The 12,268-nt window shown below is 42.8% G+C and carries 10 protein-coding genes; 7 read left to right on the top strand and 3 right to left on the bottom strand.

From position 1 onward, the window contains the following. Window positions 1-174: 174 nt before the first annotated feature. Window positions 175-657: a MarR family winged helix-turn-helix transcriptional regulator gene (locus CWO13_RS03935; protein ID WP_004737459.1), complete on the bottom strand. Its 483-nt coding sequence runs from the start codon at window positions 655-657 to the stop codon at window positions 175-177. 123 nt (window positions 658-780) lie between these two features. On the opposite strand from CWO13_RS03935, the gene CWO13_RS03930 reads away from it, so the two are divergent. From CWO13_RS03930 to CWO13_RS03910, 5 genes are all read left to right on the top strand, one after another. Beyond that, on the top strand, window positions 781-1,674 hold the full coding sequence (locus CWO13_RS03930) for a DMT family transporter (RefSeq protein ID WP_102479872.1): 894 nt from the start codon (window positions 781-783) through the stop codon (window positions 1,672-1,674). Between the two features lie 153 nt (window positions 1,675-1,827). After that, entirely contained in the window at window positions 1,828-2,751 is a 924-nt protein-coding gene (locus CWO13_RS03925; protein WP_102433255.1) for a LysR family transcriptional regulator, read from the top strand. Window positions 2,752-2,922: 171 nt separating this feature from the next. After that, on the top strand, window positions 2,923-4,239 hold the full coding sequence (locus CWO13_RS03920; RefSeq protein ID WP_102479874.1) for a hypothetical protein: 1,317 nt from the start codon (window positions 2,923-2,925) through the stop codon (window positions 4,237-4,239). Between the two features lie 73 nt (window positions 4,240-4,312). Next, on the top strand, window positions 4,313-4,966 hold the full coding sequence (locus tag CWO13_RS03915; RefSeq protein ID WP_102479894.1) for a hypothetical protein: 654 nt from the start codon (window positions 4,313-4,315) through the stop codon (window positions 4,964-4,966). Between the two features lie 233 nt (window positions 4,967-5,199). Further along, window positions 5,200-6,720, top strand: coding sequence for a DUF1254 domain-containing protein (locus CWO13_RS03910; protein ID WP_102479896.1), 1,521 nt, complete (start codon window positions 5,200-5,202; stop codon window positions 6,718-6,720). A gap of 89 nt (window positions 6,721-6,809) precedes the next feature. Here CWO13_RS03910 and CWO13_RS03905 read toward each other — a convergent pair whose 3' ends face one another. Together CWO13_RS03905 and CWO13_RS03900 are read right to left on the bottom strand one after the other, a co-directional pair. Beyond that, window positions 6,810-7,718, bottom strand: coding sequence for a LysR family transcriptional regulator (locus CWO13_RS03905; RefSeq protein ID WP_102433259.1), 909 nt, complete (start codon window positions 7,716-7,718; stop codon window positions 6,810-6,812). Between the two features lie 120 nt (window positions 7,719-7,838). Beyond that, window positions 7,839-9,104 carry an MFS transporter gene (locus CWO13_RS03900; protein WP_108082559.1) on the bottom strand — a complete coding sequence of 422 codons (1,266 nt, stop codon included), beginning with the start codon at window positions 9,102-9,104 and terminating at the stop codon, window positions 7,839-7,841. 91 nt (window positions 9,105-9,195) lie between these two features. On the opposite strand from CWO13_RS03900, the gene CWO13_RS03895 reads away from it, so the two are divergent. Together CWO13_RS03895 and CWO13_RS03890 are read left to right on the top strand one after the other, a co-directional pair. Continuing rightward, window positions 9,196-10,932: an SgrR family transcriptional regulator gene (locus CWO13_RS03895; protein WP_102480055.1), complete on the top strand. Its 1,737-nt coding sequence runs from the start codon at window positions 9,196-9,198 to the stop codon at window positions 10,930-10,932. A gap of 233 nt (window positions 10,933-11,165) precedes the next feature. Continuing rightward, window positions 11,166-12,083, top strand: a complete 918-nt coding sequence (locus CWO13_RS03890) for a DMT family transporter (protein WP_102433260.1) — start codon at window positions 11,166-11,168, stop codon at window positions 12,081-12,083. The last annotated feature ends 185 nt before the right edge of the window (window positions 12,084-12,268 follow it).

The following is a 12,268-nucleotide window of genomic DNA, read 5'->3' as shown; positions in this document are numbered from 1 at the left end:
TTAAATAGGATGTCCTAAATTATTGAATTACATCGATGGAACTTGTTCTATTTTCTGGTTCAGTGTCGCCCCAAATTAACCGACACAAAATTACAGACACAAAAAAACCGAAGCCCATCACTTCGGTTTCAAATCAAATTAAGCTCGTTCAGTTCACTGAGTTCAGCAAGCCGATTACTCGTAAGCACTCAACCATGTTTTTAGCAGCTGGTTAGTATTCTTCTTCTGGCTAGCAGACAATGATTTAACCAATTTTTTTTGCATTTCGACATGTTCAGTCATCATTTCATCGATCAGAACTAGGCCATCTTTGGTCAGTTTCACACTCACGCTTCGTCTGTCTTCCTTACTGTGCTCTCGACTTATTAACCCTTTGGCTTCCAGTTTATCAAGACGATTGGTCATCGCGCCTGACGTTAGCATCATTGAGCCAATCAGCTCTGAAGGCGTCAGTCGATATGGCTTTCCAGAGCGTCGTAAGGTCGCCAATACATCAAACTCGCCCAACTTCATGTCGTACTTTTTATGCAGGTCGGCAACTTGCGTTTCCATATACTTGGCAATACGCATAATTCGGCCCATCATTGCCATAGGCTCAGTTTCTAATTCGGGCTTTTCCTTTGCCCATTGCTCTACAACGCGGTCGATAGCATCCATTTGCAATCTAGCTCCGTTATTAGTCTGATTACTTTAAACTAGTTTAACATAAAGATACTTTACAACCACTAGTTCTCAGTATACAGTTCACACAATAGTTATCTTAACGTAAAGATATTTTAGATGAACATATTATTAGCAATGATTCCCGCATTCTTCTGGGGAACAACTTATGCAGTGACGCAATTTACGCTACAGGAGTGGCCACCACTATTACTAGGTGCTTTGCGTGCATTACCTGCTGGTTTGTTATTGCTAGCGGTAAAACCGACACTGCCGAGAAAAGGCGAGTGGCAAATCATTTTCACTCTAGGCCTGATCAACATCGCGACCTTCTTTGGTTTGATCTTCGTGATGGCACTAACCCTGCCTTCAGCGATTTCAGGCGTGGGGATGATCTCTGTACCTGTGTTCGCAATGATCTTCCATTGGGTAGTGAAGAAACAGCGCCCGCATTTGATTCAAGCCTTGTCAGGTATTGGCTTGATCACCTTAGCTTGGATTCTATTCAACCCAAGTCAAATCGCATTGAACCCTATCGGTTTAGGCGCCATGTTTGCCGCTATCATGTGTATCGTTATCGGCAGCAGCATTACCAAGTCACTGGGTAATCGCATGCACTGGTGGAAGGTACTCACATGGCAGCTCATTCTGGGCGGTACGATTTTGTCTGTCGCGTCTGGCGTTCATGCCTTCATCGACCCACAGCCTTATGTTAACGCTGTCACTCATTTCGATACTCGTAATGCGATGGGCCTATTGTGGGTGATTGGGCTAAACACGGCACTTGGTTACGGCATGTATGTGTGGTTGCTGCAACGTATGTCTGTAGTTGATTTCACCTTCGGTGGCATCGCTAACCCAGTAGCAGGTATCGTTACAGGTATGGTGTTGATGGGTGAATCATTCACTGCAGTCCAATACTCACTAATGACAGGCATGATCGTAATGTCGCTGCTACCGCAACTTATTCTTGCAGTCAGACAATCCAAGCAAGTTAAGCCTGTTACTCAATAGTAATCGCATACAGAAAATACCTATTCCAGAGCCCAACAAACCCGCCGAGTGCGGGTTTTGTTTTATTAGCATCACATCCATATAAGTTTTCTATTTGTTCTCAATCTGTTACCAACTTATGATTAAAGAACTCATAATCATTCGGTGCTCCTTATGGCAAAAGATCTATTCTCGAACTTAGATTTAAATTTACTTCGCACTTTTATCATTCTTCATCAAGAAAGGAATATGCGTAAAGCCTCCGAGCGCCTATTCGTATCTCAGCCTGCGATAAGTAAAGCTCTACAACGATTGCGCGATCATTTCGACGATGAACTATTTGTCAAAACGCATCACGGCTTACGTGCAACTGAACACGCAAATATGTTGGCTGAGAGTATTTCACCTATCTTGGATGACCTATCCTCGGCACTCAATAATAGTAATGAGTTCGATCCTAGTGAACTACGCGGTCCATTGAAATTAGCTTTGTCTCCATTTCTTTTAAGTTCACTATCTAGCAAGTTGTTCAATGCAATTCGTTCTCAAGCTCCACACGTTCAAGTTCAGCTATTAAATTGGTCTAAAACAACGATGTCAGACATCATCAATGATGAAGTTCTGATTGGCTTCAATTATGAAATTAACCACGCCCCAAAAGAACTATTACAACAGCCGATCGCACAAGACAGCTTTAAGGGCTATCTAAGAGAAGGGCATCCTTACCAGAAAGATTTCATTGAAATCAAAGATGGTGTGAAGTTTGAACTGGCGACGATCATTGCTATAGACTGGAATTCTCATCAAACAATTGCTGAAAAAATTCTAAAAATCAAAGGGCTTGACGCCAGAATAGGCTTTCGCTCCGAGCTTCCATCAGCAGTTATCGACGTAGTGCAAAACTCCGATATGATGTTTCCTGCCTCGAAGTTTTTAGGAATAGAGAAGAAAACCTCTTTACGAGCTATCGATATCTTGTTTGATAACAAAGATATTAACCCTGTCGTTTGTGCTTATTTTCATCACAAGAATCGAAACAGCCCAACAACTCTATGGCTTAAAAAGATACTTGATAACCTTATCAATAATAACCAGTAGTTATCAGCGTCTTTACTTTCCTTTATTAATAACTAAACGTTAATGCCTCTACTCCTTTAAGGGATTAGAGGCTTTTTTGTTCAATCCATATACTTCTCTCATCGGCTAGGAACGCCACATAACACTGCAAGAAGCAACTTAAGTTCCTAAACAATTATTTGAGAGTAAACCATGAAACTAAAATTACTGAGCACTGCTATTGCGGCGACATTCCTTGCTGGCTGTTCTTCTTCTGGTTCAAGTGATAACGGCGGCGGTATTGATCCACAAGACGGTATTGCTGACGTTACATACTTCCAAGGCGAAAACCTACAAGCAGCAATCATTAGTGGTGATGAAGGTAATTACCAAGCTAATTTATTGCAAGGAAGCAATGGTAATACGGTCATGCGCTTAAATGGTACAACCTATGTAACCAATGGTGATGAAGTAAAAAATGCTCAAGGTGAAACCATTGGCCATATACAAAAAGAAGGTTCAGAGCTTATCTTTCATGGCAACAATGGTGGAGAAGCAGTACTTAAAGTTGAAAATGGCCGTTTAATTATTTCTGAAACGATAAAACCAGCCCCACAACTACCACCTAAAGATGATGATTCATGGGATGGAGATCATGGCTGGGATGTCACGAAACCTGCTCCAGAATTACCACCTAAATGGGATGGCGATGAAGGACACACAAACCCATTTATACCAGTGACAATTAATGGTGTTGATTATGTTATTGATACAACAACTAACTTAGTCACAATTGATGGTGTTGTTGTTGGTGGAGCTGAATATGATGGAAAAGGTCGAATCGTATTTACTGATTTCTCTACTGGCGAAACTATGCAAATTGGAAAAGACAGCAACGGTAATATTACCATCATCAGAGGTGATGTAGATAATGGATGGGGTTGGGTAAACCCAGATAACGACTTACCTGAATTTGATGGCGGTTGGGATAATCCAAATAAACCTTACACTGTCGAGTTTAGTAAAGAACACCAACAAGCTTACGTGTACAACGAAGAGGGTAAAACGGTATTAATTATTGAGCCAGGTGATACTCATGGATCGTTTGAAGTTCGACTAGGTGCCATGAACTCTGACGACGTTTATGTTATTTATCAAGACAATCGTGGGGAATGGGTAATTGATTGGGAAAAATCAAGCATTGATGGTGAATGGGGAGTATCTCCTGATTCTGAAAAACAACTACCACCAAGCTTAAATGACCAACTGATTACTAGCATTGAATCTGGACAAAATACTGACGGCTCAACATGGATTAGTATTAATGACAAAGCAGTAAGTATTATTATTAATGACGGGAAAATTGTTGATGTAAATATCTCTGATAAAGCAAAGAAAGTAATTGCTGAACGTATTGAGCTTCGCTCAGATTTAAATGCAGAGCAAATTCGTCAAAAGGCACAATCTCTATCTCAAGAACAACGTCAGCAAATTAAGCAAGCTGTAAAAGACCGTGTTAGTCGCAGCTAATCAAAGACAATAAATATAAAAGCAAAGGAGCCGCTTATTAGCGGCTCCTTTTTATTTGAGAGTTGGGAACACGATGAAACGACTATTAATCACTTTATTGATACCCCTTGCCGTATGTGCAAACGACCATCAATTACAAACATTAAATTATCATGAGCCAAGCTTGAGCTTTCAAACAGCTAAAGCTGGAGACAACTGGATAGGTACTGTATCTGGAGTTATTCAAGCAACTGAAGAGATCAACATCAGTGCAGAAATTGACTCGGAAGGTTACCTAGAAATAGGAACTGGTTACGGCTTGATGCTGGGTAACTTTTACACTGAAGCTTTCGTGAGTTATGGCCGAGCAGACCTTATCGATATCTACGATATCGGCTTATTTGGTGGCACCGCCATCACGAACAATATTATGGTGTTTGCGAACACATCGCATGAATGGCGCGATGTTTCTTTATCCCTCATAGATATGACAGATAGAGAATGGAAAAACACTATCGGGACAAGTTACTCTCCCACGGAGTTTATGAACTTTTCCTATTCATTCAGCCATGATCGCCAATTAACGGGTTCAAAAGGTTATTACAACAGCCAAGACATCACTTTTACCCTGAAACCCAAATGGGTGGAGCCTTATGTGAAATATACATTCGGTCAAAAGCGCGTTAGTCCAGGAGATGTATTTCGTTCAGATGGCAGCGTCGAACTAGGCTTCAACCTTCGTTTTTAGTTTACCGTTTCGTGTGGTAGCTCTCACCCCTTTATAGTCTGATTCAGTAAAGGGGCTTTTTTATAACGAATACACTTCTTAAGATCCCTAAGTAAACCCACTAAGAACCTACATTTAAAGAATTTGCTCATCTATCGTACTTTCGTGCTCTTTTTTGAGCCTGAAGCGTATCAGATATTTTTTTTCGACTAGCATAAAGTAAGCACATCGAAACGAAACTGAAAGGTGACATCATGATTACGTCGAAGCTGAAAGCAATTGTATTAGCGAGCAGTATTTTTATCTCACACCAAGTACTGGCGACTGAAAGCTACAATACCGATATTCCGTCAAGCATCATGACGCCAGATACAGTACAAACCAGTATCGGCGAGTTGAATTTTAAAGATGGTGCGCCAACGGCTGAAACCGCGCAAAAGCTTTATGACAACCTAGACACGCTTCGCTCAACAGAAGTGTTCCTCAATGCAATTCCAATGGCTTCGATTGAAGCACTGCGTGTTGGTCATACTGAGATAGGCTCAACATCATCAAACCAAGTGGTGGTGTTCGATAATCTGATGGATTCAAATCCGTTATTTTTAACAGGTAACACCGACACCGTTTATGCTTCGGTTTTCCTAGACCTTGAAAAAGACGGTCCAACTGTCATTGAAGTCCCTGAGGGCATGGGACCGACAACGGTGAACGATGCGTTCTTCCGTTTTGTCACTGACTTGGGCATCGTAGGTCCGGATAAAGGCAAAGGCGGTAAGTACTTGATTCTACCTCCGGGTTACGAAGGCGAAGTGCCTGAAGGCTACTTTGTTTCGCAATCCACCAGCTACACCAACTGGTTTATTGCGCGCGGATTCCTGAAAGATGGGAAGACTGACGCTGCTGTAAAAGCTTACAAAGAGAAGCTGAAGATTTACCCATTGGCGAAGAAAGATGATCAACCAAAAATGGAGTTCATCTCTGGTAGCGGCAAGTCATTCAATACCATTCATGCGAACGATGAGCACTTCTACACCGAGATTAAAACGGTGCTAGATAAAGAGCCGATTTCATTCATCGACCCAGAACTTCGTGGTTTAATGTCGAGCATTGGTATTCAGAAGAACAAACCTTTTGCACCCGATGAGCGTATGCAAAAACTGATGAAGGATGGCGTCGCGATTGGTAATGCAACAGCTAGATCACTGTACTTCCAACCAAGAGACAAGAAAGCTTACATCTATGAAGATCGCCTATGGAAAACGGCGTTTATCGGCAAAGATTACCAATGGTTAGTCGACCAAGGTGAAGGCGGGCGCAACCTAGATGCTCGTTCTTACTTCTTCTACATCGCGACAGTGAATACACCAGCGATGGCCCTGAAGCTTATCGAAAAGGGCTCTCAATACGCATTGATTGACCAAGCAAAAAGCGGTGAATACTTTGATGGTGGTAAGCAGTATAAATTGAATATTCCAGCGAATGTGCCTGCTAAGAACTTCTGGTCGATTGTGGCTTACGACACGCAAACGCGCTCAGAACTGCAAACCAGTCAACCGCTGCCAAGTAAGAATAATCAGCGTGATGATTTCATTGAAAACAAAGATGGTTCGGTTGATTTGTACTTTGGCCCTACCGCTCCAAAAGGCAAAGAAGCGAACTGGATTGAGACGGTACCAGGTAAAGGTTGGTTCACGATACTAAGACTCTACGGCCCTCAAGAAGCTTGGTATGACCAAACATGGAAGCCAAGCGACATTGAAGAAGTTAAGTTGTAACACGAACCAGACTTAACTAAACAAGCTGTAGATACTAAAAAACGCGCCTTCATCGGCGCGTTTTTTTGTTGTTGTCATCATCTATATGATCAATAGCTTTCTAAGCTCTCACTTAAGATCTGCTCAATCCGTTTGACTATCGGGTGCTGATAACAAGCTCGGTGATACTGAATACCAACATCAAAAGTCACCGCTTCACCGTTGAATAAAACAGGACGTTTACTGAGCCCACTAGGGATAGAAGCCAAATCCATATCAAAGCCAACGTACACATACTGGCTTACTTGAACACATTGCAACGCAGAGGATACCGATGCAACGGTCAGCTTTTGTTGCAATACCAAGCCTGTGCGTTTTTTTAGGCGTTCGTAATAGGAGTTCGCATCCAATGACCCCATCGAAACGCGCACCGTATCAAAGCTTTCTAACTGGTTGAGGTCGATGGCTTCATTTTTGGCTAAAGGGTGAGTATCCGCCACATAAGCAAACAGCTCCAACGACCCTACTTTACGCTCCACAATTCGGTCGTTGAGCTCATTAGGGTAGCCCGACACACCAATCGCTAAGGTCCCTGCTTTAGGGAATTCAACGCCATCCAAAGACCAGTCCATCATCGAGATCTTGGGTTTAGCCTCCTCATTAGTAAGTCCCTGCAACAAAGGGACCGTAAACAGTGTGCTCAGCGGATTGGCGGCGTGAAAAACATATTCGATGTTCGAATCGTTACCAATAAACGACTGCGATATTTGCTGCGCTTGCTCTAGCTTTTCTAAAGGTTCTTTCACCACCAGTATTAGTTGAGTGGTGAACAAGGTCGGCGCATAAACACCTTTGGTTGCAATGAATAACTCATTAGCAAACAAATCTCGACAATCCGAAAGGTGGCGATTAAACGTGGCGCGGCTTATATCCAGAATATGGCATACCTTCGCCTGAGATTGTTGCTCATAAAGCAGGTCCAAAAATCGATACAGATTTAAGTCGATTGTGTTTTTCAAATGCCCTACCTCATTTCCATGCTATGTCGGCCTTTGTTCAGTATGAACGTGAACCAAATAAATTTTAAACACTTAATGCGATAACTTTGCTGCTGATAACGGTTTACCCAGAATGAGGCGTTAAGGAATCTTGCGAACCTTGGTCATCATCAACCCAAGGGCAGCCAACACTTGAGCCACGAAACAGCTGACAAAGAGTACTGGCAAACCAAACATTGTCACCAAGTATCCAGAAGCAGCCAGACCAAATGGCATCAAGAGTTTAAACAAAGACCCTGTAATTCCAGCAACACGACCAAGGTGCTTTTCCTCGAATGCTTCTTGACGATAGCTCCAAATACAAATGCTGCTGTAGACGCCAATCGCACTCACCCATAAGAACGACATCATCAATACGCCTTTTTCAATAACAACCATGTGCGCTGAAGTCATACCTTGCAATAAATAGCTTCGACTCAGCAATGCAGGGAACAAGAATCCAAACGCCTCTAAAACAATAGACAAAATAAGCAGCACACCAAGCCCGATGCGCTTTCTAACCTTATCAGCGGTAAAAGAACCTAATAAACCACCGACGCCGGACGCCGCGATCAAGTAACCCACCTCGATATGACTAAGCGCTAATTCAGCTTTGGCAAAATAGATGGCTTGAATCCAGAAAATTGCACCCGTGGTATTGATCACCATCACGACCAAGGTGATGTGCCACATGTTTTTGTTCGCATATAAGATCGACCAACCCTCTTTAAGCGCGCTCAGCACCGACTGTTGAACCACGGGGGCTGATGGCTTGAATTCCAGTTTATTGAGCTGCCAAAATGCTAGCACATACATCCCCGCAATAAGCAAAAACACGTTATGTAACGCAGACAATAAAAGCAGCCCCCCAGACAAAACCGGGCCAACAGTTTCTAACAAACTGTACAAAGAACTCATTCTCGCGGTGGCGATATTTTGCATGTGCTGAGGTAAAACATTTTTCATCATCCCAATACGCGCATTGTGGTAACCATAGTTAAACGCCATCATCAGGAATGCGCACGGAAACAGTGCGTACAAAGGGTTCGGCAACCATCTCACTGCAATATAAGAGACGACCAATACTGCTGCTTGCCCGATCAACATGCATTGTGACCACTGCTTTTTATTAAACCTATCAACCCAAACACCGATGAACAGAGCTAATAGTAGGTTGGGTAAAAACTCGACGGCTCTCATCCAACCCATCATCTCTGAAGACTCTGTCAACTCGTAAACCAACAAGGGCAAAGCAAGGTCATAAATCTTGGTACCAAAGGCAACAAAGAACGCTGTTGAGAACAAAACAATAAAGCTTGAGCTTTTCCAAATAGAGGGGGATACCTCTGCACCTTTTATACTTTCCATTTCTCATTCCTTTTAAAAACAATCGAATAACTCTATTATCGAGATTAAAAGATGAAGAAAAATAGAAAGTTCAAACAAGGATTTCACCTTTATGCATTACTGGAAGGCTCTAGCATTTTTACGTTCTCGGGTACTCGTTAACCAACCGACTTCACTCTCTTTAACTGAAATAACGAATGCGCTAGGTTGTACCAAACGTAACGCTCAATTGGTGATCAAAAAGCTAGTCAACGAAGGTTGGGTTGACTGGAAGTCGGGAGTTGGCAGAGGCAACCTACCCACACTCACGCTATTAAAAAGCTTGGACAGTGAGCTTGAGGTACGAATAGATGAATTGCTCTCTGAGAATAAAGTTGACCAAGCATTGGATCTGGTTGATGAATCACAACGGGATCAGTTTCTACTGGGTTATATCAGCCGCTATCAAAGCTTGCCTACTGAACTAGATATTCTGCAAATCCCTTTTTATCGAGGGACACACAGTCTGGACCCGATTGAAGTCACACGACGCACTGAAGCTCACATCACTAGCTACCTTTTTAGTAACTTACTACGTTTCAACAAGTCAACTCACTCGTTTGATGGTGATCTTGCCATTGATTGGTATCAAACAGAGCACCGTTGGCACTTCACGTTACGCAAAGGCTTAGTCTTTCATGACGGTTCACCGATTCTAGCGCAAGACGTCAAAGCACACTTTCAACGTCTGATAGGCAGCAGTCACCACAATAGTCAGCAATTTAAATGCATCTCCGCTATTACTGTTATCGATCCGCTCCACCTCTGTTTCGATATCAATGCCAACACAGGCTACCTTCCATCACTGCTATCGTGCTCCGCCGCAGGTGTTGCCAAAAAAGTAGGAGATAAAATCATTGGTAGCGGCAGCTTTAAATTAGTGGAACAGTCCGAATGGCTAACCATACTCGAGGTTTTCAGCTCCTACCATGGGCACCGACCTTGGGTAGACGGTATAGAAATTTGGAATGTTGGTGATAAAGCCAAAGACTATGAAATGCACTGCGATATTGTTCACTCACACCCACATTACCAACACTCATCCATCTCAAACGAGCTTGCCGAGATAGAACAGTGGGAAAAGGGGTGCGAGTACGCTTTAATAAACCCACATCGACACACTTGGCTATCAAACCCACAACACCTTAAATCACTGAGTGAATTACTACGTTTGCTAGGGATCGCGAAAGACATACCTCTGGACACTGTCGGCTACGCCGAGGGGATGCTATCGACGTCAAATCAATCAACACAGCCAAAGATAGAAACGGCAAATAACCAAAGCCCATTACAAATGGCTCGACAATTCGCTGACCAGCATAGCAAGCCTAAACAACCGTTAAAGATCCTAACCTATCAGCTTTTTGACCACATAAAAATGGCTCGCCACTATTGTGATCGGTTAAATGAACTTGGTTTTATCTGCGAATATCAAGTGCTCGAGTTCCCTGAATTTTGTCAGCCAGATAACCTAAAAGATGCAGACATATTAATTAGCGGCGAAGTGTTTTCAGATAACCTCGATAGCAGTTGGATGGGGTGGCTACAAAGTTCTATCGCATTAGAAGTGTGCCTCACTGATGAGCAAAAACAGTGGCGAGATGAAAACCTTGAACGGCTTTGGAAAATCACCGATTACCAGCAACGACAACCTGCCTTCCTACACATAGAAGCGCAATTGATCACATTCGGAATCTATCGACCAATTTTCCACGTTAAACAGCAGCTCAATTATGCCAAAACCGTGAACCCAGTGGAGCAGTTGGCGAACGGTTGGATTGATTTTAACCAAATCACTATGCGCCGCTAAATTGGTTAATTCTCAACCAAAACTAAACCTCACAAAGAATAATGACTTTATGAAAATATCAATTGGTGAAAATATTTGCTTCTAAATAGTTATATTAGAGATTTAATTTCTACATTTCATTTCAATTAGAGACAAAAAGACAAATTTTTTCTCCGACTACCTCCTTATACTGTGCCACGTCATTAAGGCGCTACAAGCCTATGATTTAAAATAATTATTAATGAGTAGTCACCATGAATTCGAAGTCGCTAACTATCTTGCTTTTTGTCTCTGTTTGCTTAATTTGGGGAACCACTTGGTTCGCTATGGAAGTAGCATTGCATTCTATCCCACCTATTTTTGCTACTGCGTTGCGCTTTTTACTTGCAGCCCCTCTGCTTGCGGTATTGGCGAAAGTCTTCAACCAACCACTGCTGTTCCCTAAAGGTAAGCGCCAATGGCTGCTTATTGTTGCGCTGATGTATTTCGCGATTCCGTTTACGTTGATGATCTATGGCGAGCAATACATCTCTTCAGGTTTAGCGTCGATCATCTTCGCCAACATGCCTGTCGCTGTGATGCTGATGTCTGGCTTATTCTTAGGTCTACGACTGGCGAAGCACCAGATATTCGGTTTGATTACTGCTGTTGTGAGCCTATGTTTGATCCTTGGTAACGAAATGCAGATGGGCGGTGATGACTACTTTATCGGTACAGTTTGTCTGGGGCTCGCGGTTGCGATTCACGCGGTAATGTACGTATTGGTTCAAAAACACTGTAAAGGTATCGAGGTGCTGACTTACAACGCTGTACCAAGTTTTATTGCTGCGATTTTCTTGTTTGCTGTATCGGCAGTCGGTGAGAACGTGAATGTAGAATCTTTCACTTGGGATTCTATCTCAGCGGTCGTGTACCTAGGTTTTGTAGCGAGTGTCGGTGGCATTGTGGCTTACTTCAAACTAGGTCAGGTGTCGACGCCGTTCCAAGCATCCATTTGTTTCCTTATCTTCCCAGTGGTTGCACTGTTGATCTCTTGCTACATCAATGGTGAGGTGCTATCGGAACAGTCTCTGCTTATGATGATCCCTCTACTTTGTGGCATCCTGCTAACTAAAGCACCAAAGAGCATCTTCAAGCTACGTTCAACGCTTAAAACGGCAAGCAGTAACTAAGCAGCTAAATACTAAGATAAACCGCATTCAAACTACCCCAGAAGCTCACCATATGCTCCTGGGGTTTTGTTTAGTCCCAACACGCCTTCACAATTTACTGCCCCTTTACAGCCAACCCCTTCTCATATTGAACCGCTTACCAAGCGAATGACTTAAACATCGCAATCAACTACATTAGACTCAGC

This window comes from Vibrio sp. ZF 223, assembly GCF_003050585.1.
Lineage (GTDB): Bacteria > Pseudomonadota > Gammaproteobacteria > Enterobacterales > Vibrionaceae > Vibrio > Vibrio crassostreae.
This window is presented reverse-complemented; position numbering and strand designations above follow the sequence as displayed.